Origin of the sequence: Colwellia polaris (assembly GCF_002104515.1) — a bacterium.
In the GTDB taxonomy this organism is placed as follows: domain Bacteria; phylum Pseudomonadota; class Gammaproteobacteria; order Enterobacterales; family Alteromonadaceae; genus Cognaticolwellia; species Cognaticolwellia polaris.
In genome coordinates, this window is sequence record NZ_NBOE01000012.1 from 110168 (window position 1) to 136617 (window position 26450).

Consider the following 26450-nt stretch of genomic DNA (forward strand, 5'->3'; position numbering starts at 1 on the left):
GTGTGCTGATAGCTGATAGCTGATAGCTGATAGCTGATAGCTGATAGCTGATAGCTGATAGCTGATAGCTGATAGCTCTAAACTCTCACTTTTTAGTTGTATTGTAAATATTGCTCTAACCATGACTTTGCACTGTCGATATCACTAAAAACATAAAAAGTTATATCACAAGCTTGATAAATTCTGCGTAATTGTAATTGTTGAATATCAGCTGTACTGCTATCAATTAACACGCTGGCATTAGCAATTAGCCCTTGTTCTACACGATATTTGTTAACCTTAATTAATGCTTCTTCAGCTTCAGGAGAAAAAACACTATTACCGTAAAAAGCAATTAATAACCCCCAAGGTTGGCCAGAAAACTGATCACAAGCGTTATACATATCATCAATATATTTTTCGGTAACTTGTTCATTAAATGGGCCAAACGCTTCAACTTCTAAAATGTTCGATTGCGATGCTATTGAGTATTTGTCTTCTACTATTGTTTCCATTATTAGCTCCATTAATAACTCCATTTAAAACCGGGTGACAAGTGATAACAGTATTTTATTCTTTTGCCAAGTAAGCATAGTTTTCGAATTTTGCAAATTTAATTTGTATGTAAATTAACCGTATTAATTTAAAGCTTCCAAGTTTTAACCGGGAAATATTTAACGCCTGAGTCAGTAGAGTAAGAGTGATATAAGCTAAAGCTTTTGATGCACATAGCGTGTTTTATTGCTGTATTTTCTATAATGAAGTCGGTATCTGTTAATGCGGGCTTAACTTTACGGTATAGGCTCAGATGAGGTTGATAGCGCTTTTGTTCTAAAGTGATATTACTGCTCCGGCTTAACTCAACAAGTGTAGTATTTAAATACATTAGCCAGTTCGGGCTATGCTCAGGCATAAGATGTAATACTTGAGCTTTTTTAAAGTACCCAACTTTTGATAGCTGTAAAGAATAGGTTTGCTCGGGAAGTAGCAGTTTTAGGTGTTGTTGAATATCGTTGTGATGTTGATTAATTAGCGCCTGTAAATTGGTTTGTTGATTGTTTGCAAGCAGACCCAGAAAGGCCAATGTAACATGGAAATTATTCGGCTCAATGACCTTAAAAGGTAAGGCTAAATTTTGCGTACGCCATAAGGCAAGTGTAGCTTTATCAGCACTTGAAACATCTAAGGCAAGAAACATACGTTTGTTCATGCTTGCACTGCTTTTATATTTGCGTTCATCAATAATTTGTCACTTAAAAAGTTAATAACGCGCTCGAGACAAAACAAACGCTAATCCGTTGTTATGGTAACATTAGCGCAATAAACGATAAACTGACGAAAACCTTTCATAATTTATGACGTTATCAGCTAAAAAACTGCCCATTGATGATATCAAAAATGATGTTATTACCGCATTAACTCAGCACAATACTATACTGCTGACCGCGCCTCCAGGAGCTGGTAAGTCAACCTGTTTGCCTTTGTGGTTATTAGATTTACCTTGTTTGTCTGGGCAGAAAATATACCTTTTACAACCTCGGCGATTAGCAGCAAAAAATATTGCTTGTTACTTATCTCAGCAATTGGATGAAACTGTTGGAAACACCGTAGGTTATCGGCTACGAAATGAAAGTAAAACTTCAAATAATACCCGCTTAGAAGTGATCACTGAAGGTATTTTAACGCAAATAATTCAAAACGACGCAGAGCTTTTAGCTTGTGGTTTAGTGGTGTTTGATGAGTTTCATGAGCGCTCACTAAACGCCGACTTAGCCTTTGCATTAACACGCGATGTTCAGCAAGGGCTACGTGAAGATTTAAAAATACTTTTAATGTCAGCAACCTTAGCAACGCAAGCGATAAATTTGCAGTTGCCTGATGCCGTAGCGCTAGAAAGTAAAGGCCGTAGCTTCCCTGTTGATATAAGTTATCAAGCGCCCAGTAATACACGCCTTTGGCGTCAACATGCGCTATCGGTGTTAAAGTCTTTGGTGAACTCGCATCAAGGCTCAATTTTAATGTTTCTGCCAGGTACTGGCGATATTCGTTATTTAGCTGAGCAGCTACAGCCTTATATGCCAAATACTATGGCCTTGTGTCCGCTGTATGGTGAATTGTCATTAGCCGAGCAACAAAAAGCCATTGCGCCTGCCGCCGAAAATCAGCATAAGCTAGTGTTGGCTACTAATATTGCCGAAACCAGTTTAACCATAGAAGGGGTCGACCTTGTTATTGATTCTGGCTTGGAGAATGTTGCTATTTATGATGTACAAACACTGAATAACAAACTTAACCAACGCCGTATTGCCAAGTCTTCAGCTATTCAACGTGCCGGTCGTGCTGGGCGGTTAGCGCCTGGGCACTGTATTCGTTTATACAGTAAAGATGACTTTGAGCGCAGAAGTGAACAAAGTCATAGCGAAATTCAGCAAGCTGATTTATTGCCTATGCTGATGGAAGTGGCAAGGTGGGGAGCGACAGCTTGTGATCAGCTACCCATGATAGAAATGCCCAACACAACAAAAGAACAATTAGCGTGGCAAGAATTAACCGAGTTAGCCTTAGTTTCTCAGCAACACCAATTAACGGCGCAAGGTAAACAAGTTGCTGTTTTCCCTTGTCATCCGCGCTTTGCCAAAATGCTATTGTCGGCTATGCAACTTGAGCAAACACAGCAGGTTGAGCATTTATTGTCGCTTGCTTGTTTATATGCGGCATTATTAGAAGAGCGTGATATTTTTGGCGCAGCACAACGAGTAGATAACTGCGATATATCACAACGTATTATTCAACTTTTGCAACAGGCGAAAAAACCTCAGCATCAACGCATAATTCAACAAGCGCAGCGCTTATATCGCTTGGCGGTTCAGCAACAACGTAAGGCTAGCGACAACAGTTATGTTGAAATAAGCAATGCAAGCCAAAGCTTTTGTACTACAGCTAACCACTTGCCATTGCAGTGCAGCGGTTTGTTACTTTTACTTGCCTACCCAGAGCGTTTGGCTAAGCAAAGAGATCACCAGGGTAATTACTTAACTGCCTATGGCAAAGGCGTAACTATGAGTGCGAGTGACGCACTCGCTGATAAAAAATATCTTGTTGCTGTGCAGTTTTTTCAGCGTCAACACACTTTATCTATTGCGCTAGCTGCAGAAATTAATTTGTCGCAAGCGATTGCTTGGCAGGTTACCCAAGCAGAAAGTAAAACACAGCTGCATTTTGATCCAAAGCAAAACCGTATTCGCAGTGCTAAGCAGCAGGTTATAGGCTCGATTGTTATCAGCGAAGAAAATATCACACAAAAACTTTCGCCAGTGTTGTTGGTTGAATGTTGGTGCCAACATATTCGCAAACGTGGCTTAGCTTGGCTGAACTTCGATGAGCAAGCTCAGCAACTATTACTACGCTGGCGCTGGCTTAATCAAACCCAACAGCATTTAGGCTTCGAGGATGTCAGTGAAGTACATTTACTTAATACATTAGAGCAATGGCTTGGACCTTACCTCTCTGATATTACTAGCAAGGCACAACTCGATAAGCTCAATTTAACTGAAGTTTTAATGAGCCAGATATCTTATCAGCAACAACAAGTGTTTAATCAACTTGCACCTAGCTATTTCTCAGGGCCTACAGGGCGAAAATGTAAAATCCGCTACAGCTTAGAACAAGCGCCCGTTGTTTCTTTACCTATGCAAGAACTTTATGGTGTAAGTACCACGCCTTCGGTTGGTGACAGCAATCATAATAGCCAAGTTGCTTTGATCATCGAGTTATTATCTCCGGCACAGCGCCCTATTCAAATAACTCAAGATCTTGTCGCATTTTGGCAGGGTAGTTATCGCGAGGTGCAAAAGGATATGAAATCAAAATATCCCAAACATTATTGGCCCGATGATCCAGCAAATGCAGAAGCTACACGTAAAACTAAGCGTCATATTAAATCAGAATAGCTTCATTAATGTCTATGTAGACATTAATAACATTTTATTTGATAAAATAAATAACACTGTGATGAATAATGAAAGCTAATATATTTTTGATTTAATCTCTTAAATTAAATATTTAGCTACCACTTTCAGAAAATTAGTTTTCTTAGCCAACGTTAACATACCTTAAGTTGTCTCATTGAACAGTCGACTATTTCAAGTTTTACGTTATACTGCCGCGCTCAAACCTAGTATTTAAATAAAAGTATTTCATTTAGCGGAGTTCATCATGCACGATCTGTATTACAAAGGCCGTATTCACACCAGAGTAAATCATGTAAAAACAGGTTATAACACTAAGCGTGCTGTTAAACTTGGTACAGAAAAACACCCGCTAACTCTGGTAGTTACTAGTGAAGAAAAGAAGTTAGAATTGGCAGCTGTTGTTGAAGATAATGAATTATTTGCCGATATCACGGTAGATAGTAGTGCAGATGAAGATATTCTTGAGCTAACAGGGATACTCAACAAGCCTAAGACTACTACGTTTGAGAAAACACCAAACCGTAATGATCCTTGTTTTTGTGGTAGTGGTAAAAAATATAAAAAGTGTTGCGGTTAACAACAACTTATCTTTAATTATCTTAAATTGATACTGCTCACTATTGCATGAGCAGTGTTACTTAATCTTAGCTATATGCCTACACTCAATCTTACGCGTTAATCCAAAGCAATAACCTTTTAGCTTTGAGCTGTATATATTCAAGCTCTAAAAACCAAGCTAATAGTTTGGGGTGGCTAGCTTAGTTAACTTTTGCTTTGCCTTTTCTTGTGTTAATTCTGTTTATTTAATTGCGCTATTACTGCCATCGCTTGAGTTAAAAGGTTTTTATTACCATCTAACCAGTGAATTTTAGTGCCGTTTCTTTCTAATCTTCTTAGCCAAGTATCTTGCTTTTTAGAGAACTGGTGAATAGCAGAGTTTAATTTTTGAAAGCAGTCGTTTTTACTTAATTTTCCCTGTAAATGTTGCGCAATATAGCGATATTCTAAGCCATAAAAATATAAGGTTTCCCAACTTACACCTTGTGCATGCAATTGCGCTACTTCTGCAATAAGACCTTGTTCCATGCGTTGCTTTAAACGTAGGGTTATGCGTTGACGAATAACTTCTCGTGGCCATTTAATCGCAAATATAAGCGGTTTAAGCGCAGGGAAATCATTAATGGTGTCTTTCGCAGCTAACTCTCCTTGTGCTATTTCAATTGCGCGTACTAAGCGATCACGCTCGATAAGATCTGTAGTGTTATGTAAATTAGGTTTTAGTTGCATTAACTGCTGAGTTAATTGCTCGTGACTAAGCTCAGCTAAGCTTTCTCTAAGCGCTTTATTCTCAGGTACTTCAATTAATCGGTAGCCTTTTAATATTGAATCAACATACAGTGCGGAGCCGCCAGCCATAATAGCGAGTTTGTTTTTATCGCTAATTTTTTCATAGGCACTAATGACATCTTTTTGAAAGTCAAAAATGTTGTATTCGTAGCCAGGGTCAACAATATCAATCAGGTGATGGTTTATTTCTTGGTATTCATCAAGGTCTTTACCACTGCCAATATCTAAACCACAATAAACTTGCCTAGAGTCAGCAGATATTATTTCGCCATTTAGCATTTTAGCAAGTTCAACTGCCAATTTTGTTTTTCCCGATGCTGTTGAACCTAAAACCACCAGCATGTTAAATGCAGACATAGTTAACCTATCAATATTAAGCAAAATTAAAGTGTTAATTATATCGTTAATTTTTACTGCTGACGACCTAACTTCTCGCATTACAAATTATCGGTTGGGATATCAACTTAGCTAGATTATTATAAGCAATTAATTGCAGAATCATAAGGCACGTTTAATAACGTATGACAGCCAAAAAAACTTCGAAAACAACTAGTAAAAATCAAAAAAACAACAAATCTAGCGCCGAGAAAGTGACAGAGGAAACAACCCCTAGCCGTGTTAAACGCATGTTACGTTGGTCATTTTGGTTGTTTTTAAAAATGTCTTTTATCGCGGTATTTGTACTGTTTCTTTATAGCATTTATCTTGATGGTAAAGTGCGAGATAAATTTGAAGGTCAGCGTTGGCAAGTACCTGTACAAGTTTTTGGTGCAATTGAAAAATATACTGTTGGCAGCAAGTTAACACTCACCAACTTGCGAGCATCCTTAAGTGCTAATCGTTATAAAAAAGTTACTCATGTTGAACGCCCCGGCGAGTTTGCTTTGTCGAAGAGTCGCGCCATTATTTATCGTCGTGCTTTTGATTTTGGTGCAGGTGTAGAAGCGCCAGCAAAGCTCACCATTGATGTTACAAACGGAAAAATTAAGGCTCTATACCTTGATGATGAAAAAGTAGCACAACTAAGATTAGAGCCACTATTACTTGATCGAATTTTACCTGAAAGCAAAGAAGACAGAGTATTAGTCTCGTTGCAAGCGGTGCCAACGAAACTATTAGACACTTTACTGCTCATTGAAGATCGTAACTTTTATTTTCATTATGGTGTTTCACCTATTGGTATTTTACGTGCGCTTTATCAAAACTTAATTGCAGGAAGAACCGTACAAGGCGGAAGTACCTTAACCCAGCAATTAGTTAAAAATATGTTTTTAACGCGCGATAAAACCTTATGGCGTAAGGCGAATGAAGCCATTATGGCGCTGATTTTAGAGTACCGATACAGCAAAGACCAATTATTAGAAGCCTATATAAACGAGGTTTATTTAGGCCAACATTATGCCAATGGCATTTATGGTTTTGGGCTTGCTGCTGAGTTTTATTTTGGTAAATCAATCCAATCTCTTAATGCTGAACAAATGGCGATGATAATAGGCCAAGTAAAAGGGCCAAGTTATTATGACCCATGGCGCTTTCCAGAGCGCACAATTAAGCGTAGAGATTTAGTTTTAAGACTGATGTATCAAAAAGAAATTCTTTCTCAGCAAGAGTTTGAACATGCAGTTGAATCGCCTTTATCGATAAGAAAAAAACGTCGTGTAAAACAACAAAAATTCCCAGCTTACTTACAATTAGTTAAAGCTGAATTATCGCGACATTTATCCGAATATCAGCAGCAATCTGGCGTGAGAGTATTTACTGGCTTTTCTATTAATCACCAATTAGCACTGCAAGCAACAATTAACGAAAAGCTTACCACGTTAGCGCAAGAGTCGGCTGAGCAATTGCAGGTGGCAATGGTAGTGTCTGATTTTAAATCGGGAGAAATTCGTGCTCTAGTTGGCGGTAAAGAAGCTGGTTACGCTGGTTTTAATCGTGCACTACACGCAAAGCGACCTATTGGTTCATTGATTAAGCCTGCTGTATTTTTAGCTGCTTTAGAGCGTTACCAACGATTTAATCTGGCGACTTTAATTGAAGATAAAGAAATAACGCTTTCAAGTGAAGATGGCCAAGCGTGGCGTCCTAAAAATTATGATGGCAAATATAGAGGAAAAGTACATTTGGTTGATGCTTTAGTGTCGAGTCTCAATATACCGACAGTAAATTTAGGTATGCAATTAGGTTTAGACAATGTTGCCCAAGCTATTCATTTACTCGGTTATCAGGAAGACATAGTTACGCGCCCATCTATGCTTTTAGGTGCTTTAAATATGTCACCAATGGAAATAAACCAACTTTATATTCCCATTGCAAATAACGGTAAAGGCGAAAAGTCGCATGCCATTGACCGTATTGTTAGTGCTCGAGGTGAAACGTTATGGCAGTTTGAAGCATTAGATCAGCAAGTTATTTCAACACAAGCCGCTTATTTGCTCGATTTCTCTCTCAATAAAGTTACAACGTCAGGTACTGCGCGTTCATTAACCTGGCGCTTGAAAGATAAAGTGGTCGCTGGTAAAACCGGCACAACCAACGACCTTCGTGATAGCTGGTTTGTTGGTTACGATAATCAGCTTTTAGTCACAACATGGATAGGACGAGACGATAACAAGCCAACTAAACTTACCGGCAGCAGTGGCGCGTTAGTATTGTTTGCTGATTTTATGACTAAAACAGGTGCTATTAGTCGACAAGCTAATATACCTGCAAGTGTAGAGCTAGTGCGCTTTGATAATAAAAATGGCCGTCCAGTTACCCAGGCTTGTGATAACTCGCAATTACTGCCTGCTGTTACCACAGGTTTATTATATGAAGCTGACTGCGAAGAAGCCCCGTTAAAAAGTAAGAAAAAATCATGGTTAGAAAAAATATTTGGCGATTAGTTTTATAGCGAATTCAATTGTTAAGCTTTTAAAGACCCATTTTCGCCAAAATGTTGGTTGAATAACCTTGTATAAGCACTATGGTTAAAGGGGGGCGTAGCATGCTTACTTTCAAAGCGAACTAACATAGCTGCGAATATAAGGAGGGGTTAGCGGCGTTTAAAATAAAAAAGCCACCTCAAGATTAACAAGCAGTATTCACTAACATGTTACAGCCACTATAAAAAAAAGAGGATCATAATGAAACATAGATTAAGCTTTGGCTATTTTACCTTGCTCGCTGAAAACATAGTTGAAGTTATTATTGATGAAGGTATTGAATTATCTCTTGAAATGATTGAAGAATGCGATGTATTTTTTAAAGCACATATATTTGGTCATTTTGGCATGCTTATTAATAGAGTTAATGAATATACTTTTAGTTATGAAGCGAAACTATCTATAGGATCTTATGAAGGCTTAAAAGCCATTGCTTTTGTGTATTACTCAGATGAAAGTAGAATTAATGTTGAAGAGTTAAATGATATTCGTGCAAACGACAAATGGAATAGCCGCACTTTTTCAGGCTTAGAGCTCGAGTGGCAAAAAGCGGTGCAATGGTTAAAGCATGAATTACTTATAGGCGACCAGCAAGTCGCGGGTTATAGATGATACTTTTAAAGTCAGTAATTGTTGAATAAAGTGATGCAAAGATAAAGGTTCAATAGAAATAAAACTTACCTTGAAAAAAAGCAAACCACTAGGTTTGCTTTTTTATTTTAGCTTAATGTAAAACGTGAAATGTTAAGCCATTAGTTGGCTTATTTTGCATCAACATATTCGAATATTTTAAACACGCGGTTAACCCCACCAACATTACGGGCAATATCTACTGCGCTAGTTGCTTGTTCTTTAGTGACTAAGCCCATTAAAAATACTTCGCCGTTTTCAGTTACGACTTTAATATTCGTAGCATCGAGTTTGTCTGTACCAAATAAAGAGGTTTTTACCTTAGATGTCAGCCAAACGTCATTAGTTTTTGTGGTAAAAGACGTCGTGTTACTGATGCGAATTTGGTTATGTAGCTGCTTAACACCATTAACTTCGTTTATCGCTTTAATTGCTTGGTCACGCAAATAGCTATTAGGCGCTTGGCCTACCACCAATACACTACCGTTAACACTGATCACTTGCAGATTAGTGTTATCGCTTAACGCATCACTTTTACTGAGCTTTGCTTGAGCATCTATCTCAATTTTTTGGTCGTCTATTTGATTACCCAAAGAACGATTGTCGGTTGCCACACTTGCACCACCGACAACACCAACCACAGCCGCAGCAACACAACCTTGTAATAATATTGCTATGCTTATTGTGCTGATAATTGATTTCATAGCCATATTAACTCTCAGTTTGTGGAAACAATGTTGTATCTATAATGTCACATAAACAATGAATAACCACTAAGTGAACTTCTTGTATACGTGCTGTTCGGCTTGAAGGAACACGAATTTCAACATCGTTCTCACCTAACAAACCAGCAATATCGCCGCCGTCACCACCTGTGAGGGCAATAATTGGCATATCGCGTGATACCGCTATTTCAATCGCTTTGATAACGTTACGAGAATTTCCGCTGGTAGAAATGGCAAGTAAAACATCGCCATTATTGCCAAGCGCACGTACTTGCTTAGAAAAAATTTCATCGAAATGGTAGTCATTACCAATAGAGGTAATAGTTGAGCTGTCAGTCGTTAAGGCAATGGCTGGTAACGGTGGGCGTTCAGTTTCGTAGCGGTTCAATAGTTCTGCTGAGAAATGTTGAGCATCTCCGGCTGAGCCGCCGTTTCCACAGGCTAAAATTTTATTTCCGGCTAATAGACTTTGTACCATCGTCATTCCGGCTTGCTCAATTGGCCCTGCCAATAATTCGCTGGCGGCAATTTTTGTTTGTATGCTTTCAGTAAAATTACTTTTTATCCGTTCTAACATGGTGGACTTAACTCCGTTGTTTATTTCTTAAAAGGCGTTGGTTAAAAATATTGCTCAAAAGGCATTTTTAAGCCAAGTAATGTCTGGATTATTTAATTCACCTTGCATCGCGATTACATCGAATCGGCAAGGGGTATTATATTCATTTAATCCGGCTTGTTGCAGATAAAATGCAGCACATTGTTTAATTTTTTGTTGTTTTTTAATTGAAACCGCTGCAATAGCGCCACCAAAATGTGAATTCTTACGGTATTTAACTTCGACAAATACCCAAATGTCATTCTCAGTCATGATGAGATCAATTTCGCCGCGGCGATTTTGAAAATTACATGTTTGTAATTTCAGCCCCTGCGTAATTAAATACTGAGCGGCTAATTGCTCACTATTTTTGCCAGTAGTGACTGTATTGGTTTTATTAGTCCATAGCAAATTCTTGCACCTTGCTGCGACTGTATTTTCCCCAAATTAAACTACGGGTTAAAATGTTGTCTTTACCCAATTGTAATATCCCAGTTTGACCATAATGTCGCACATAAGTTTTATTTTGCATGGCAGAAATTTTATCGACTAAGGTTAAGCTGTCAAAACCCATGGCAAATATGGTTTGTAAGCTGTCACTTCGGTTCGGCCAAAGTTTCTTAGCTTGTGCAGCTAAAACTTTATTTTGTTGTTTACTGCGTAATTGCCAAGGCATTTCAGTAAAGGCTAAGCCAGATAAGTCACGATTGTCACTTTTATCGATTTTAGTACTGTGACTACGCGAACTTGCAAATACCGGGATAATGTCTGCAAAAGGGCTAATGTTTACGTCTATGTAGGGTTTTAGTAACTTAGTCTCTAGCGGTAAACCCACCACGTAAATCATGTCGATATCACGACGGTTCCGAAATTCACTTTTAATCGAATATTTAATGTGTCGGTTTAAGTCTTTCGTGCGTTGCTGGCTTAGGTCTACACCTAAACTGGCTTTAATTTGGTTCTGCATTTTAGCGTCGCTATTAAAAAATACCGTTTCTGGTGTTTTACCAGTTATATGCTGCCACTGTTGGCTAAAGGTTTGAGCAATACGGCGGCTGGCGCTGTCTTGGTGACTTAATATAATGGGGTGTTGATACTGTTGGCGACTCAATGTTGTTGCTGCTTGTATCGCTTCTTCTTCAGGGCGCATTGAAAGTGCGACTTGATGCGGCAATAAGTCAACACTTGCTGGCAAATTAAGTAATAGAGTCGGCATTGTTATTTCAGTTTGCGCTAAGTAACTGCTGACATTTTGCTTAAGTAGCGGGCCAATAACATAATCTATGTTAAGTTCGAGTAACTTAGCGTTTAACGTACTCATATCTAAAGTAGTTGAGTCAATAAAATGTAAGGTTTTACCGCTTTCAATATTATAAGCGGCAAGTATACCTTGCTGTACAACTTTGCCTGCACGTTCTTGCTTACCTGAAAGCGGAATTATAACCGCTATATTTTCAATTTCATTGTTTAGCGTAGGCTCTTTTTGAGTCAAATTAGCCACAATGTATTGTGCAGGGTGAGTGCTAAATTCTCGTTGCCATTGGCTTAAATAACGTTTGAATTTAGTATCATCATGACCAAATTTATTAGCAAAAGTGATCAACTTGTTCCAACCTTTAATATTAGGCGGAGACATTTTAACTAATTGCTGAAGCTGCCAAGGAGACAGTTGACAAAACTGTTGCCAAATGAGCTCAATATCGTTGTCGGTTGCTTGTGTGTTACTTGCAAAAGCTTTTAGGTTTGCATTAAGCGCGGCAATAGGTAGATCTCTGCGTGATTGCACATTAGCTAAGGTTTGAAAATAATCAACACGGTAAGCGAGTTTTTCTGTTGCTCTAATTTTTTCGCTGTTTTCAAGTGCTAGGTAGGCCTTGTGGTTTTCTACTAACGCTAAATAACTTTTAGCTTCAATAATGGCTAAATGATATTGCTGCGCAGGAGAAGGTGCTAACGCTGCAAGTTGTTTAGCTAACCAAAGTGCTTTATGGGGCGCTTCTTGAGATAAATATAGCTCGCTTGCACGTAATAACGAAGAAATGGCTTCGTCTTGCTGATTTGAAGAAACTTGCTTCCACGCTTTATCTACTAATTGCTCTGCGGTTAAAACTTTTTCAGTCGCTTGCACGATGTCAGCTTTTTTATTAGCTGACTTTATTGGTTTACTTTGTTTCGTTGTCGAACAACTGGCGAGAATAACCACCGCAGCGAAGGCAAAAAAGCCGCTTTTATAAGACGAAAACCATTTAGTAAGTGTCAAAGTTAATAAATCCATACTTTTTAATAGTGCTTTATAATAAACTTCATCCTCTTCAGTCTCAACACAAGTATTTTATAATGTCGGATTTTCAAATTCAGCCTAGCACTTTATATATTGTTGCTACACCTATTGGCAACCTCGGCGACATTAGTCAACGGGCGCGCGAGATACTCGAACAGGTTGATATTATTGCCTGTGAAGACACACGTCATACGCAGCGTTTGTTATCTGCATTTTCGATAAAAAATAAAACCATGTCGATGCACGACCATAACGAGCGCCAACGACAAGAACAAATTGCTGCCTTATTAACAGAAGGTAAAAGCATTGCTTTGGTGTCAGACGCCGGAACACCGTTAATTAGTGATCCAGGGTTTCATCTGGTTCGTCATTGTCGTCAGCAAGGTTTAAATGTTTCTCCTATACCAGGCGCTTGCGCTGCTATTGCCGCGCTTTCAGTTGCCGGGTTACCAACCGACCGTTTCACATTTGAAGGTTTTCTACCGTCAAAATCAGGCGCTAGACAATCAACATTGACCGAATTAGCCAACGAAACACGTACGCTAGTGTTTTATGACGCTCCACGCAGGGCTATTGATACTGTTGAAGATATTGTCAAAACCCTTGGCGGTGATCGCTATGTAGTGATGGCGCGAGAGCTAACAAAAACCTTTGAAACTATTCATTCAGATACGGCGGATAACTTATTAACTTTTCTTCAGGCAGATCCAAACCAACTGAAAGGTGAAATGGTGTTGATTATTGAAGGTAAGAAAATCGACCCTAATGATATTCCTGCTCATGTGGTTGCAACCTTAAAGTTATTATTAAGTGAGATGAAACCTAAAAGAGCTTGTGCTATTGCCGCTGAAATTCACGGCGTGAAAAAAAATGCCTTGTATGAGTATGCGCTTGCCATGAAAGAATAGCCTTTAACTAATATCTTTAACTAATATCTTTAACTTAATATCTTTAACTTAATATCTATAAGTTAATATCGATAGGTTTTATGCTGTAATTACTCTCATCTTGGCCAAGATTTTTTATTGCCATAAAGCCTTTTCTGCTTTTTAGTCTTTGTAAATAAGCGAGTGTTTGTGGTTTATATTGTGTGGCTAAACCCAGTAACTCGCCTAAGTAAAGCGCATAACCAACACTAATATCAGCGATGGTAAATCTATTATCGACTAAAAAGTTATTGCTTTCTAAATGGTTATTTAATCGTTTTAAACGTGCTAAATACCAAATGGCGTAGTCTTTAACAACTTGTGGTTGCTGGCGTTCAGCTTGTTCAAACTGGCTGTATCGTAGTACTAACGTTTGTGGGAAAGTTAGGGTAGCGTCGCTAGTGAATAACCAATTAAGATAATCGCCATATTCTGGGTGCGCTACCGATACACTTAAATCACTCTTGTTATAACGCTCTGCAAGATATAACAAAATAGCGCTAGACTCTGTTAACGCTGTATCGTTATCTTTCAAAAAAGGTACGGTACCTAAAGGGTTTATCGCTAAATAGGACTTTTCTAAAATTCGAGGTGGAAACGACAAAGTATGCAGCGTGTAGTTTAATTGCATTTCTTCCAAAGCCCATAAAGCACGCAGTGAACGGGTATTATGACAATGCCAAAGTTCGATCATTAAGTCGTCCTAAATTATTTTTTTAAATACTATAACAGCATGAAACCTCGTAATGATATTTAATTTAGACCTAAAGCAAAATATGGGGTAGAATGCGCGCCGAGTTGACGAGACAATCGCTGCTTTATCGTTGTATCACTTATTTTATAAGGGGTAGACAGATAAGGGGGAGGAAAGTCCGGGCTCCAATGAGCAGGGTGCCAGGTAACGCCTGGGGGGCGCGAGCCCACGACAAGTGCAGCAGAGAGAAGACCGCCGATGGTTGTTCTTAGGAACTTCACAGGTAAGGCTGAAAGGGTGCGGTAAGAGCGCACCGGATTGCTGGTAACAGTAATTGCAGGGTAAACTCCACCCGGAGCAAGACCAAATAGGGTTTCATGACTAGGTTAACGCAAGTTAACATAGTATAAGCGTGGCTCGCGTGGAAACCGGGTAGGTTGCTTGAGCCTTAGAGCGATTTAAGGCCTAGACGAATGATTGTCACTTTTCTTCGGAAAAGATACAAAACCCGGCTTATGCGTCAATCTCACCAATTATAGATACCGCTTGATTATTTAAACGTAATCAAGCGGTTTTTCTTTATCTAAGGACTAGATTTTTATTTTAGCTCTATAGCGGATTATGATCGGCTCTAAAATCAGTTAATGTGTATCTGACCCTACTTAACCTGAACTCTGGATAAGCAGCACTTGCTCAATGCTCCCTTTTAAGCCATTTTCTGCGTTAAAACGTCGATAAATAGCGCGCTATTCATAAACGTTTTGCCTTGGAAATGGCATAAAATGAAGCATTGATTATATCTATTCGTGATGTTCACTTGGCTATAGCATTTACTTTATTACCTAAGCTTTTGGTTCACTTGATTTTCAAGCACTCATTACCCAGAGTTCAGGTTACTTATTTACTTTTTCTAAAAGAATAATTTGAGATTTATCCTCACGTAAAATGTCATAAATAACATACGGGCTTTCTTTCCCGCCTATTTGGGTAACAATGCTGCCAACAGGGAGTTGAACAAATTGCTCTTTATGACCAGAAGATAAATTATATCTCATTATTTTTGGTCCTTGCCTTGTGTATACAACATAATACAGCCAATCTTTTGTGAGCATTATGCCACCTTGAACTAATGCGGCATTCAAGGTGCTTAGATTTGCAATACTTGATGTTTGTGCTGATGAGTCTTGTCTCATTAAATGTCCATTAGACATATCTACGTAGGTTATTTCATTTCCGGTTATTGATTCATCAGCATAGACACCAGCATTTATCACCAGTTTAATTAATTTTCCTTCAGCTAAGCTAAGTTTAGTCAGGGTGTATTGTTCTTGGTCTTTAATGCTTAAATAGATTGAGTTCATTGCTGGAGACCAGTGAAGTATATGTGCATTAGGAGGCACAGTGTAACTTACGTCTACCTGCTGGGATGCAAGATCTAAAATTAGCAGTTGTTTGTCTTTATTGCTGTTATCTAAAAAAGCTAGTTTGTTATTGTCTGGCGACAATAGAGGCCTGCCTAAACTATTCGCTTTCAACTGAGTTAGTTGCTGAGATATTGTTTGTTGATGTTGCCATATTTCAAAAGCACCTGAACGGTTTGATACTGAATAAAATGTTCGTTTTTCAGGCGAGTAAATCGCATTAAAATCTAGCGAATTACTGTTAAGCATTGTTGGGGTAGTATCTATGCCGATATTTTCTATAGCAATGTTTCTATGCCAGTTTTTATAAGCTATTTTTGATTTATCAGAAGTAACAGCAATATCAGATTGAAATTCGCCTTTAATATTTTCTATTATCTGAGTTTTTTCTCCAGAATCTAAGTTCATCAACCAAATAGAAAACTGCCCATCTTTTTTGCCTGATATCAGTAATTCTTCATTCGAAATAGCGATGCTCATAATACTATGAAAAGTCGAATTAATGGCTTTTACTGATTGCTCCTCAATATTGTAGCTATTAAGTTTAGTGCTACCATCAACTAGTTTTTCGACAAAAAATATAGTTTTACCATCAGGGCTAAACTTAGGCATTCTTTGATTGTTATTAGATATTGCTAAGGGTTTTAGTTCGGCTTGTCCTAATGGCACTAGCGCTAACTCAATTTTTCTACCGTTTCTGTATGCGATAACTGCCTGAGTTTCTGAGGGGGAGATATCAAACGAATATATTCTTGATGGCTGGTCTAATAGCGATTTATTCTGACCTGTTAACATGTCATGCTGAATTAACTGACACGATCCTCTTGTGCATTGTAAAAAATAAAAGGCTTGGCTCTTTTTACTCCAGGTTGGAAACCTGTGTTCTACATGTTGTGCAGAGATTATCGTTTTTTTATTGGTTTTTAAGTCCATCAACGCCAATGTGTTAAATTCAGCATTGTAGGCTGCTGAAGAGACAAATAGCATTTTATCTTCGGTTTGATTTAAAGCGGGCATTTCAGCATAAGAATCAAAATTAGTTAACTGACTTGGCCTATAATTATAATCTCGCCAGTTAGTTTGACTTTCTACAAAATAAAAGTGATTAACCGTTAAGCTTGCTATGAACGCGACCACAATAATTACTAGGACTAGCCACTTTATATGCCAACGTTGCTTTGTAGGTGCATCACCGATGAGAGGTTGAATATCTTGAGTTTGTTGTGTTTTGTTGAGCTTTAGTGGCTCTTCTAATGGATAAATAAAACAATAGCCTTTTCGTGCTATTGTTTCGATGAATTTTGGGTGTTGAGCGGAGTCATTTAAAATTTTTCTTAATTCGAAAACGGCGCGAGTAATAACATCATTGCCAACAACAGTTTCTGACCATAATGACTGCGCGATAGTTTCTCGACTAACAACTTGCCCTTGATGCTTCACTAAAAAACATAAAACCTCCATGATCTTAGGTTCTACTTTGTAAACTTTGTCATTTAACTCTAGTTTATTGTGTGCTGGTTGTACCCAAAATTCTGATAGTTTAAAACTATCCATTTAATTGTTTTCCTTGTTAATTTACTGTTTTTAAATAACAAATATATTCATCATAACTTCATAATGACAAAATCATTGTTCTGTAGCAACCGATTGTTTACAAAATACGCTGAAAATATGTATCAAGTTATTTTGGAACAAAAAGGAAAGTGATTATATGAAATTTATAAAAAAAATAATCGGAAGTAGCATTGCTATCGCTGTTTTAAACAGTGCCAGTGCAAGAGCAGATGTTATTGATATTGAAATAATTGGGCAAGGAACCATACGCTCTGTTGAAGCAAGTATTGATTGTACAGAAAGTTGCAGTATAGATAATAAATCGCAAACCAATACCTTAGTTGCACAAGCTGACACTAATTGGAAGTTTAATGGTTGGAGTGGCCAACAATGTGATGCGGGTAATGGCGTGATAGTAAATCCTAGCCAATTGGGGTTAGTTGGCGCATCAGGCGGGGCGAAAACACTTGATAGTGCAGATATTAATGGCGATGGGTTTTCTGATTTAGCGATGATCAGCTTGTTTGATGGCAAGGTATCTACATTAACTAATGATGGAGCAGGTCGGTTTGCTAAAAAAGAAGTTGTTTCTAACTTAAATTATCCTTCAGCTTTAGCATTTTATGACTGGGATAACGATGGTGATCAAGATTTAGTTGTGGCTGTTTTTGGCAGCCGAAAATTAAAGTTATACCTCAACGATGGCAACGGTGAGCTAACCTTTAGCGACGATATTGTTATTGGTAACATTAGACCTTACGCAATTGCCGTGCTTGACATTAATGACGATCAAGCGCCAGATTTAGTGGTTTCTTCGTTTTCAGCAGACACCACTGGGGACTTATTTGCGTTAGTAAGCAGTATAAGTGAAGCCAAGACTGAAGTTTATTTAAATAATAATAATACTTTTACACTAGATAAAACCCTTTCTAATAATGCAGCTATAACATTAGATGCATACCTTGATGCCGACTCTTCTTTAGTGGTTGCTGCTGCTGAAATTGTAGAAAAAAATATAGCGGTCTATCAAAACTCAACTCGAACGGTTCTTGATGCTAGCGCATCGAGTTATGGTGTAGCGTTTGGCGATATTGATAACAATGGCACTATGGACCTATTAGCGGCTAACTACCGTCCTGCAAATTTAGCTTTGTATATCGATCAAGGAAATCAAAACTATTCACCTGCGCAAATTATTGCTAATCCTGACGACGGAGTTACCGCCACGGCAATTGTAGATATAGATGCCGACGGCTATGCAGATATTGCAACGGGTGAGTTTAATGCTTTGCAGTTCTACTATTTTAAAACGCTTAGTTACTCAGACTGTATTGTCAACCAAGGCAGTAACATTTCTTTAACAGCAGAATTTATTCAAGCAACTTCTTCTACGCCGGCACCTACACCTGCGCCTGCACCTGCGCAGCCAGAAGAAACTAAGAGCAGCTCTTCATCAGGGGGAGGTTCAATGTCATGGTTCTTGTTGCTAATTGTGGCGATTTCGTTAAATAAAAGATTAAGATTTACGCCGTAGTTCAATGGGTAAAAAGCTGTGGTGCTTAAAAGGTAGAAGTTAGAGGTTAGAAGTTAAAAGCGAAAAGTTAGCAGCTAAAATGGCTAACTTTTCGCTCTACCACATTAATTTGATTAAGGGCCTCGATAGCTATATCTAGGCCTTTTTGTGTATAAACCTGACAAGTAATAATGAGCACTAATTTTTAATGAAGCACGCGTAATTGTTTGTCCCATTTACTAAATTTCCAATTCGAAATACTGCCATTTGCCTCACAACAGTCGCATTGCCAATGAATTAGGTTTTGTGTTTGGTAACTTGCTTCAATACTTCCTTCACAATTAAGGTTTTCAGCTCGAGTAGCGCATTTTAAATCTATTTCTACTAATGGTTGTGCTATCTGCTCAGTAACTGCCAACACTATTTTACTAATGAAATTGAATACGGTTTTTGCTTGAGCAGTCAAGGCTAACTCGTTGCCATTTTCGTCAAGAAATTGTTTTAAATCTACTTTTAAAGTCAATTTTTAATGTCACATTCTAAAGTTGCTTTGCAATATAGATATATTAATGCAAATAACTGATAGAAAGAACTGCATTATTACTGATGTTATATTTTTAAAGCGAAGCTTAAAATGAAATACTGACATAGTTTAATGATACCGACACCACGGCTCATAAGCACTTAGCTGAAGTAAACTGCGTATAACTATTTTTGGTGATGTATAGAATATATACAGAATAAAACTTAAGTTATACTCCAATGTGCCGATACCGTAGACACGTTTTTGAAAATACGAGGTTATTTTTATGAGCTCTCCTATAAAGCCTAATGATACATACAGCCAAGAGGTTAGATCGTTAGCAAAAAAACCCGATAGTGCTGACAATAAAGCGGTTGATAAATCGCTATCAGAGCCTGCGCAAGATAAAAAAGTTACCGCATCGCCTGACTCAATTTCATTAAGTAGTAAAAAACAGCTCAACGCAGCCATTATAGAATCTTCACTAAAATACAGTACAAGCGTTGGTGATCAGCCGCTGGCATTAACATTAAAAGCAGCGTTACAAGGAATAAATGAAGCACTGCAAGCTTCAGGTGTTGAAAACAAAGTTGAAGAGACCTACGAGTCAGGTGTTGATTTCAGCCCTGAAGCAACCGCTGAACGCATTGTTTCATTTAGCACCCAGTTTTTAGGGGCTTTTCGCGAACAAAATCCTGATATGAGTGAAGAAGAGTCACTAACCGCTTTTGTAGATATTATTAGCAGCGGTATTGACCAAGGCTTTGATGAAGCGAAAGAAGTTTTAGGCGGCTTAAAAGTATTAGAAGGTGAAGTGTCTGAAACTATTGATAAAACTTATGAACTCGTGCAATCAGGGATACAGGCTTTTGTTGATGCCTTAAAAGCTAAAGATGAGCAAGAAACTGAAACGTAAACTGAACTAGAAAGCTAAACCTTCAAGGCAATAACAAGCTAAAAACAAGTTAAGAACAAGTAAAAAAAGCGATTAAAAGTTATTATATCGCTGCGCTAGCTTAACTAGCGCAGCGATACTCATTTACATATTGTCGTAGTTACAAAAAAAGCTATGTTGGGTATTCATCAAAGTTTTCTGCTTGTTTGCCATCTTCGAACCAACAAGGTCGCTCTGCCCAAAAAATATTGGCTGCTGGTCGTATGCCAGGGTCGCCATTAACATAACCTGCAGGCACAATTAAAAATGCTCCATCTCTGCTGATATACGGCACCTGAGAGCCACATTCACTACAAAAACAATTACTAAATCGTTGCGCGTCAGGTAAATCAAAGCGTTTGATTAACGCTTGCCCTGAGTGCCACTGAATTTTTTCCGGTGTAGTAAACATTAACGCGGCAAATGCTGAGCCTGTTTTTTTCTGACACCTGTCACAGTAACATTGATAAAACTTATTAAAAGGCCCTTCAACTGTACTCGACACTTTTTTGCACAAACAACTTCCACTGATTTTTATTGTCATTATTTAATTTACTCTTTAATGTTAAAAACTTTCTTTACTTATCAACAGCGAGTAGATGCTAAAGCAATGGTTACGTAAGGCATATTCCTTAAGGCGTATAACTTAACTACCTTTGCAATTAATTTGGTAAAAAGCTTCGTATGATAATTTTTTAAAGTTAACCTAAAACATCATCTTAACTGATCTTTTATTCATCGTTATCTGTATGACTAAACAACTGTGTTTTTATCACACTATATCAAGGTGGTGTTTAAGGTAACAGTGAAAAGCATAGATCTTCAAACGAATAGATTTAAGCTTCAAAATATAATGATCAGCTGTTCCTTTGTTGCATGTATTCATAATATGAAACCAACAAATAACTTTTTATATCGTTGTTTAAGTGACAGAATACTGTTTGCAAGTAGCTAATACTCGCAGAGCGGTTATAGCGATTAGAATTAAAATTAACGCTATAGAAATAATATAATCTATAGCAATACAAAAAAAGACGAGAATATTTATGTTAATTAACACCATCACTAAAGCTTTAAAAGCTGTTGTTATTCCTTTGCTGTTGGGCTTTCCAATTGCTGTAATTGCTTATCGAATGGAATTATGGCCAATGGCAACGTCTTTTCAAATTATTAAATATACCGGCTATGCCAGTATCGCCGTATTAGTAATCGCGTTATTGCTTGGTCTATTTACCTTGTTCAAGAAGCAATATCCGTTGGCAAAACGCTGTGCTGTTATCGCTATATTATCAGCAATACCGGCTATAGCTTTATCGATGCAGGCGGCGAAAGCAAAATCATTACCTTTTATCCATCAGGTAACTACAGATACGGTTAATTTACCTAAATTTGACGCTATTATTGCGCTTCGTGGTGACAACAGTAACCCGTTAACTTATGACCAAGCTAAGCTTGCGCCGATGCAATTGGCTGCTTATCCAAAATTAAAACCGATTATCAGTGAATTAGATAAAGGCCAAGCGTTTGCTAAGGCTGTAGATATTGCATTGAGCTTAGGTTGGGATGTTGTCGCGAAAAATGAACAGCAAGGACTTATTGAAGCGGTTGATACCACAGCTCTGTGGGCATTTAAAGACGACATTGCTATTCGTGTTCAAACGGTTGGGGCAACTAGTGTTATCGATTTGCGTTCAATCTCGCGTGTTGGTGGTACAGACTTAGGTGCTAACGCTGCACGAGTAGAAAAATTTATCGCTGCTTTCTCTAACCAGTAACCTCATTACTGATCTTAAGTTTAATCAACAAAGTTGAGCAAGCCATTTTCTTGCTCAACTTACATGGCTAATAATGCCCTGATATTGATTACATTAATGTGTATCTGACCCTACTTAATGAAAGATATAGAAAAAACAGTATCGCTTAAAATTAATTATGCAGATAACAAGTCAAAGCAGTAATCAATGTCGACATTCATCTTACATGAAAAATTAACAAAAATAATGAGTGTCAGCTTGTAAACTGTTGCCTATACATTGTTGCCTATAAATTAGTAATTAACGAGAAACTTAATTAAAAAAGCCGAGTAAGAAAAAACTTCTTACTCGGCTTAATTTATTCTACTTATGGTTTACTTACTTGTTGGTAAATAACCTATCGCGTTAGTCTTCTTCAACTAAAGTCATTAATGATGTGTTACCACCTGAGGCCGTAGTATCAATACTCACGGTTTTTTCAGTTAACAAACGTTGAATCAAGCTATCAAAGTACTCTGAGCTGATCACTGGCAAAATTGCACCTTCACGTTCAGCAAGCTTTTCACTGATGTAATGTTTACGATCACAGTTACTGTCAACCACTACACCTGATAACGCATTATGCGATAACATGGTTGATAAATGACGCAAGCGCGCTACTTGGAATACGCCTTCTTCAACGCCAGTAGAAAGAAACTTATCTCTAAACGCTATCGCTTCATCGTAGTACAAGTCTGATACAACACTTACTACGGTATTACCCGTAGCTAATGCCGTTACAATTGAAAGTACCCAGAAGTGAAAGCTTACGGTTGCATCGGCAAAACAAATGATATTACCGCGGTTTTCTAAATATAGAATATTAGATTCACCTGTTGGGCCTGGCAAGAACGTTGGCTTTTTCATGCGCTTTTCAATATCAATTAACTGTGAACGCGCTGATGTTAATGTACTATTTAAATCGTCTGCTAAATCATCAACAATGCCAACATGGGCAATTTTTGCCAGTAATTGGCGCACACATGAAATACGGGTGTTTAACTCTGTTAAACGCCAGTTTTTCTCGGCTGCATTCGCTTTGTCCATAAATAGTATTGATTCGGCATCTGACTTGTTGTCGCCGTCTAATGCTTCTACCTGCGAAGGTAACAAGTTAAATTGTTCAGCGTCAGGCGTTGCTTTTTCGATTACCAAACGGGTTAAGTAATTTGGTCCACCTGCTTTAGGGCCTGTACCTGAAAGGCCACGACCACCAAAAGGTTGAACACCAACAATTGCACCAATCATGTTGCGGTTAATATATACGTTACCTGCACGTGATAGTTTAGCTAAATCAAAAGCGCGGTGTTCAATACGAGTATGAATACCCATAGTTAAACCAAAACCAGTACCATTAACCTTATCAACCACTTGCTCTATTTCGTCACCTTTAAAGCGTACTATATGCACGCATGGGCCGAAAACTTCTTGTTTTAGAACATTGATGTCGTTGATTTCATATAAGCGAGGAGCGAAGAAGAATTGCTCGTTGCTTGCTACGTCGTCTGCAATTTTGCATTGGTATAATAGCTTGCCATGCTTTTGCATATAGTCGCTATGAGCGTTAAGTGATGCCAAGGCTTTTTCGTCAATTACCGGACCAATATCTGTGCTTAATTGCGCAGGGTCGCCAACATGCAATTCAGCTAATGCGCCGGTTAGCATGTTAATTACGCCGTCAGCAATATCTTCTTGTAAAAACAATACGCGCAGTGCAGAACAGCGTTGACCTGCTGATTGAAACCCTGAAGAAATAACATCGTCTACTACTTGCTCAGGTAGAGCAGTTGAGTCAACGATCATACAGTTTTGACCACCTGTTTCCGCAATTAACGGTACCTGGTCACCGCCTCGGGCTGCTAGCGTTTGCGAAATAATGGTGCCGGTTTGTGTAGAGCCAGTAAACATAACGGTTTGTACTCGCTCGTCAGGTATAATTACGCTACCTACTTCACTACCACGAGCGATAACCGCTTGTACAACACCTTCAGGCAAGCCAACTGATTTCATTAACTCTATGGTGCGAAGCGCAATTAAGCTGGTTTGTTCTGCTGGTTTTGCTAAAACCGTATTACCCGTTGCAATAGCTGCAGCAACTTGGCCTAAAAATATAGCTAATGGGAAGTTCCATGGGCTGATACATAGCACAACACCACGCGCTTCCAGGCGTTCATCAGCGGCAATTTCAATCGCTTTTTCTGCATAGTAGCGACAAAAATCTACCGCTTCGCGCACTTCGTCAATGCCGTCTTGGGCAATTTTACCGGCTTCTTTAATACACAATGCGATCAGTTCGTCGGTGTGTCGTTCAAGAATATCGGCAACACGACATAATAAAGCAGCACGTTCAGCAACCGGTGTTTGTGACCACGAAGGAAACGTTGCTTGTGCAGTATCAATCATGGCTAACATGGCATCTTTATCGTGATGCTGATGAAAACCAATTATTTCACTATGATTCGCTGGATTTTTTACTGCAACTGCGCCTACAGGAATATCGCTAGCGTTAAGTTTATTATTTTCAAACCAGTTGTCTAACGCGGCTTTTAATGGCGTTATAGCACTGATATCAGTTAAGTCTAAACCTTTAGAGTTATCGCGACCTAAGCCTTTAGGGTCATGGTATAGCGCTATCGGTTTAATAATTTGTTGGTTGTACTTATCTTTTAAACGTTGAGTTTTTTCAACGGGATCTTCAAGTAATGACTCAACCGGCTGAGACTCGTCTACAATGGCATTTACAAACGATGAGTTAGCGCCATTTTCTAATAAACGACGTACTAAATAAGCCAATAAATCTTCATGATGACCTACAGGTGCGTAGATACGACATTGAATACTTTCCAGTGACACAATTTGGTCGTATAACGAGTCGCCCATGCCGTGTAAACATTGAAATTCAAAGCCTTCTTTATCATCGCCAGCCAATTCAACAATGGTTGCTGCACTGTAAGCATTGTGTGTAGCAAATTGTGGATATATAGTATCTCGGTATTCAAGTAATTTATTGGCACAGGCGTGATATGAAACATCCGTTGATGACTTACGAGTGAAAACTGGAAAGTGCTGATGACCATCTTTTTGGGCATTTTTAATTTCAGTGTCCCAGTAAGCGCCTTTTACTAAACGAACCATCATTTTACGGTCAACGCGTACTGTTAAATCGCGTAACCAATCTACTACAAAAATAGCGCGTTTTTGATAGGCTTGTAGTGCAATACCAAATCCGCCCCAGTCGCCTAAATCGCTGTCGCTAAATACCGCTTCAATAATATCTAGTGAAATGTCTAAACGCTCTGACTCTTCTGCATCAACGGTTAAACCTATATTGTATTGTTTTGCTTGTAAGCATAATGCCTTTAATTTTGGCACTATTTCAGCCATTACACGTGCTTTATGAGTGAACTCGTAACGCGGGTGAATAGCAGAAAGCTTTACTGAAATGCCTGGCACTTTGCGCGGATCGTTTTTACCTGAAGCAACGGCTACTTTACCGATAACGTCGATGGCATCTTGGTAAGCTTTTAAATAACGCTGGGCGTCTTTCATTGATCTGGCGCCTTCGCCAAGCATATCGTATGAATATACGTAACCTTTTTGCTCTTTATCTGCAGCGCGCTCTGTTGCTGCAGTAATGGTTTCACCCATGACAAACTGTTTACCCATTACTTTCATGGCGTAATTCATTGATTTACGAATAACAGGTTCGCCTAAGCGGCCAATGGTTTTCTTTAATAACCCAAAGCGTGCTTGCTGGCGTTTATCGGCATAATTAACCATAGTGCCGGTAATTAATAGTCCCCACGAAGATGCGTTCACAAATAAAGAGTCGCTGCTGCCTAAATGACTGCTCCACTGTCCTTGTGAAATTTTATCGCGAATTAAGGCATCTTGTGTGTGTTTATCAGGCACGCGTAATAATGCCTCGGCCAAACACATTAACACTACGCCTTCTTCACTTGATAATGAATACTCATTTAATAAGGCATCTATTGCGCCGTTGCCAGACTGATCATGGCGTATTTTTAATACCATTTTACGTGCACGTTCCCATGCACGACTACGGGCGCTAACATTAACTTCAGCAAGGGGTAAAATATGATCTACCGCTGTATTTTCATCAATTCGATAAAATTCACGAATTTTTTGACGAATAGGGCAATCTGAGATAAATGAACCATTAAAAAGCATATGCTTTTCCTCAAAGTGACTAACGAATAGCCTGGTAATCGTTAGCGATAGTTACAATAGAAATAATTCGTGCATTCTAATGAAAACTTAACCGTATGTGCTAGTTAAATTTTAGTTTTAAACCATTTTAAATAGTGCAAAAATTTCATATCACCAAATAAAATACGTTTAGGCTGTATTCAATGCTATAGCTGTATTTCCCCAGTTTAGAAAAACTATTGAACCGTTAGGAACTTAATGGAAATATTTTATATATTTGCAATTAATATTAAGTAAATGATGGAAGTTTAAATATAGGTTAATAACGTTAGAAATAAAGCATAGGTTTAGCTAGGTGTTTGGCTAAAATTTATCGTAAATTTAAGGGAATCGCTTAGGGCAGTTGCAAGGGCCATAAAAAAATAAAGTAACCGCTTGCTCTAATAGCTTTTTCAATTATATATATTCTT

Annotated in this window: 20 protein-coding genes and 1 other RNA gene; 9 read left to right on the forward strand and 12 right to left on the reverse strand. The window is 38.3% G+C overall.

The features are described from left to right. Positions 1–92 precede the first annotated feature (92 nt). The gene (locus tag B6A32_RS16120) at positions 93–494 is read right to left on the reverse strand and encodes a hypothetical protein (protein ID WP_143327923.1); all 402 of its coding nucleotides are present in this window, start codon (positions 492–494) and stop codon (positions 93–95) included. 128 nt (positions 495–622) lie between these two features. Further along, positions 623–1189 carry an RNA 2',3'-cyclic phosphodiesterase gene (thpR, locus tag B6A32_RS16125; RefSeq protein ID WP_085305948.1) on the reverse strand — a complete coding sequence of 189 codons (567 nt, stop codon included), beginning with the start codon at positions 1187–1189 and terminating at the stop codon, positions 623–625. Positions 1190–1334: 145 nt separating this feature from the next. Between thpR and hrpB the strand changes: the two genes are divergently transcribed. Beyond that, a complete protein-coding gene (gene hrpB / locus B6A32_RS16130; protein WP_085305949.1) occupies positions 1335–3929 on the forward strand; it encodes an ATP-dependent helicase HrpB in 2595 nt (864 codons plus the stop codon). A 265-nt stretch (positions 3930–4194) separates the two neighbouring features. Continuing rightward, positions 4195–4527, forward strand: a complete 333-nt coding sequence (locus B6A32_RS16135) for a PBPRA1643 family SWIM/SEC-C metal-binding motif protein (RefSeq protein ID WP_085305950.1) — start codon at positions 4195–4197, stop codon at positions 4525–4527. Positions 4528–4739: 212 nt separating this feature from the next. Here the strand turns inward: B6A32_RS16135 and miaA are convergent, their stop codons facing one another. Further along, on the reverse strand, positions 4740–5654 hold the full coding sequence (gene miaA, locus B6A32_RS16140; protein ID WP_085305974.1) for a tRNA (adenosine(37)-N6)-dimethylallyltransferase MiaA: 915 nt from the start codon (positions 5652–5654) through the stop codon (positions 4740–4742). 164 nt (positions 5655–5818) lie between these two features. Between miaA and mrcB the strand changes: the two genes are divergently transcribed. Both mrcB and B6A32_RS16150 read left to right on the forward strand, forming a co-directional pair. After that, a complete protein-coding gene (mrcB, locus tag B6A32_RS16145; protein WP_085305951.1) occupies positions 5819–8182 on the forward strand; it encodes a penicillin-binding protein 1B in 2364 nt (787 codons plus the stop codon). Between the two features lie 240 nt (positions 8183–8422). Beyond that, positions 8423–8833 (forward strand): hypothetical protein, encoded by a 411-nt coding sequence (locus B6A32_RS16150; RefSeq protein WP_085305952.1) that lies wholly within the window; start codon positions 8423–8425, stop codon positions 8831–8833. Positions 8834–8982: 149 nt separating this feature from the next. Here B6A32_RS16150 and dolP read toward each other — a convergent pair whose 3' ends face one another. From dolP to B6A32_RS16170, 4 genes are read right to left on the reverse strand one after another with little or no spacing between them, the layout of a single operon-like run. Then, positions 8983–9561 carry a division/outer membrane stress-associated lipid-binding lipoprotein gene (gene dolP, locus B6A32_RS16155; protein ID WP_233131448.1) on the reverse strand — a complete coding sequence of 193 codons (579 nt, stop codon included), beginning with the start codon at positions 9559–9561 and terminating at the stop codon, positions 8983–8985. Between the two features lies 1 nt (position 9562). Beyond that, complete coding sequence (locus B6A32_RS16160) at positions 9563–10153, reverse strand: phosphoheptose isomerase (RefSeq protein ID WP_085305953.1); 591 nt, start codon at positions 10151–10153, stop codon at positions 9563–9565. A gap of 54 nt (positions 10154–10207) precedes the next feature. Then, the gene (locus tag B6A32_RS16165; protein WP_085305954.1) at positions 10208–10582 is read right to left on the reverse strand and encodes a YraN family protein; all 375 of its coding nucleotides are present in this window, start codon (positions 10580–10582) and stop codon (positions 10208–10210) included. Beyond that, positions 10569–12431 carry a penicillin-binding protein activator gene (locus B6A32_RS16170; RefSeq protein ID WP_158088502.1) on the reverse strand — a complete coding sequence of 621 codons (1863 nt, stop codon included), beginning with the start codon at positions 12429–12431 and terminating at the stop codon, positions 10569–10571. Before B6A32_RS16170 ends, B6A32_RS16165 begins: the two co-directional genes overlap by 14 nt. 77 nt (positions 12432–12508) lie before the next feature. Here B6A32_RS16170 and rsmI point away from each other — a divergent pair, with 77 nt between their 5' ends. Beyond that, positions 12509–13360, forward strand: a complete 852-nt coding sequence (gene rsmI, locus B6A32_RS16175) for a 16S rRNA (cytidine(1402)-2'-O)-methyltransferase (RefSeq protein WP_085305956.1) — start codon at positions 12509–12511, stop codon at positions 13358–13360. A 55-nt stretch (positions 13361–13415) separates the two neighbouring features. On the opposite strand, the gene B6A32_RS16180 is transcribed toward rsmI, so the two are convergent. Then, the gene (locus B6A32_RS16180) at positions 13416–14072 is read right to left on the reverse strand and encodes a glutathione S-transferase family protein (RefSeq protein ID WP_233131449.1); all 657 of its coding nucleotides are present in this window, start codon (positions 14070–14072) and stop codon (positions 13416–13418) included. 100 nt (positions 14073–14172) lie between these two features. Here B6A32_RS16180 and rnpB point away from each other — a divergent pair. Beyond that, positions 14173–14605, forward strand: an RNA gene (gene rnpB, locus B6A32_RS16185) — RNase P RNA component class A. Positions 14606–14965: 360 nt separating this feature from the next. On the opposite strand, the gene B6A32_RS16190 is transcribed toward rnpB, so the two are convergent. Continuing rightward, on the reverse strand, positions 14966–17047 hold the full coding sequence (locus B6A32_RS16190) for a winged helix-turn-helix domain-containing protein (RefSeq protein WP_085305957.1): 2082 nt from the start codon (positions 17045–17047) through the stop codon (positions 14966–14968). A 157-nt stretch (positions 17048–17204) separates the two neighbouring features. On the opposite strand from B6A32_RS16190, the gene B6A32_RS16195 reads away from it, so the two are divergent. After that, the gene (locus B6A32_RS16195) at positions 17205–18581 is read left to right on the forward strand and encodes an FG-GAP repeat domain-containing protein (protein ID WP_085305958.1); all 1377 of its coding nucleotides are present in this window, start codon (positions 17205–17207) and stop codon (positions 18579–18581) included. Between the two features lie 184 nt (positions 18582–18765). Here B6A32_RS16195 and B6A32_RS16200 read toward each other — a convergent pair whose 3' ends face one another. Continuing rightward, positions 18766–19083 (reverse strand): hypothetical protein, encoded by a 318-nt coding sequence (locus B6A32_RS16200; RefSeq protein WP_085305959.1) that lies wholly within the window; start codon positions 19081–19083, stop codon positions 18766–18768. 286 nt (positions 19084–19369) lie between these two features. On the opposite strand from B6A32_RS16200, the gene B6A32_RS16205 reads away from it, so the two are divergent. Continuing rightward, positions 19370–19999 carry a DUF5610 domain-containing protein gene (locus B6A32_RS16205; RefSeq protein WP_085305960.1) on the forward strand — a complete coding sequence of 210 codons (630 nt, stop codon included), beginning with the start codon at positions 19370–19372 and terminating at the stop codon, positions 19997–19999. Positions 20000–20150: 151 nt separating this feature from the next. On the opposite strand, the gene B6A32_RS16210 is transcribed toward B6A32_RS16205, so the two are convergent. After that, positions 20151–20561 carry a GFA family protein gene (locus B6A32_RS16210; protein WP_085305961.1) on the reverse strand — a complete coding sequence of 137 codons (411 nt, stop codon included), beginning with the start codon at positions 20559–20561 and terminating at the stop codon, positions 20151–20153. A 502-nt stretch (positions 20562–21063) separates the two neighbouring features. Between B6A32_RS16210 and B6A32_RS16215 the strand changes: the two genes are divergently transcribed. Further along, complete coding sequence (locus B6A32_RS16215; RefSeq protein WP_085305962.1) at positions 21064–21792, forward strand: DUF1499 domain-containing protein; 729 nt, start codon at positions 21064–21066, stop codon at positions 21790–21792. Positions 21793–22176: 384 nt separating this feature from the next. Here B6A32_RS16215 and putA read toward each other — a convergent pair whose 3' ends face one another. Beyond that, a complete protein-coding gene (gene putA / locus B6A32_RS16220; protein ID WP_085305963.1) occupies positions 22177–26001 on the reverse strand; it encodes a bifunctional proline dehydrogenase/L-glutamate gamma-semialdehyde dehydrogenase PutA in 3825 nt (1274 codons plus the stop codon). Between the last annotated feature and the right edge of the window lie 449 nt (positions 26002–26450).

Coding starts and splice junctions, on each gene's coding strand:
- B6A32_RS16120 (WP_143327923.1), bottom strand. CDS start 494: ATGGAAACAATAGTAGAAGACAAATACTCAATAGCATCGCAATCGAAC.
- thpR (WP_085305948.1), bottom strand. CDS start 1,189: ATGAACAAACGTATGTTTCTTGCCTTAGATGTTTCAAGTGCTGATAAA.
- hrpB (WP_085305949.1), top strand. CDS start 1,335: ATGACGTTATCAGCTAAAAAACTGCCCATTGATGATATCAAAAATGAT.
- B6A32_RS16135 (WP_085305950.1), top strand. CDS start 4,195: ATGCACGATCTGTATTACAAAGGCCGTATTCACACCAGAGTAAATCAT.
- miaA (WP_085305974.1), bottom strand. CDS start 5,654: ATGTCTGCATTTAACATGCTGGTGGTTTTAGGTTCAACAGCATCGGGA.
- mrcB (WP_085305951.1), top strand. CDS start 5,819: ATGACAGCCAAAAAAACTTCGAAAACAACTAGTAAAAATCAAAAAAAC.
- B6A32_RS16150 (WP_085305952.1), top strand. CDS start 8,423: ATGAAACATAGATTAAGCTTTGGCTATTTTACCTTGCTCGCTGAAAAC.
- dolP (WP_233131448.1), bottom strand. CDS start 9,561: ATGGCTATGAAATCAATTATCAGCACAATAAGCATAGCAATATTATTA.
- B6A32_RS16160 (WP_085305953.1), bottom strand. CDS start 10,153: ATGTTAGAACGGATAAAAAGTAATTTTACTGAAAGCATACAAACAAAA.
- rsmI (WP_085305956.1), top strand. CDS start 12,509: ATGTCGGATTTTCAAATTCAGCCTAGCACTTTATATATTGTTGCTACA.
- B6A32_RS16180 (WP_233131449.1), bottom strand. CDS start 14,072: ATGATCGAACTTTGGCATTGTCATAATACCCGTTCACTGCGTGCTTTA.
- B6A32_RS16190 (WP_085305957.1), bottom strand. CDS start 17,047: ATGGATAGTTTTAAACTATCAGAATTTTGGGTACAACCAGCACACAAT.
- B6A32_RS16195 (WP_085305958.1), top strand. CDS start 17,205: ATGAAATTTATAAAAAAAATAATCGGAAGTAGCATTGCTATCGCTGTT.
- B6A32_RS16205 (WP_085305960.1), top strand. CDS start 19,370: ATGAGCTCTCCTATAAAGCCTAATGATACATACAGCCAAGAGGTTAGA.
- B6A32_RS16210 (WP_085305961.1), bottom strand. CDS start 20,561: ATGACAATAAAAATCAGTGGAAGTTGTTTGTGCAAAAAAGTGTCGAGT.
- B6A32_RS16215 (WP_085305962.1), top strand. CDS start 21,064: ATGTTAATTAACACCATCACTAAAGCTTTAAAAGCTGTTGTTATTCCT.
- putA (WP_085305963.1), bottom strand. CDS start 26,001: ATGCTTTTTAATGGTTCATTTATCTCAGATTGCCCTATTCGTCAAAAA.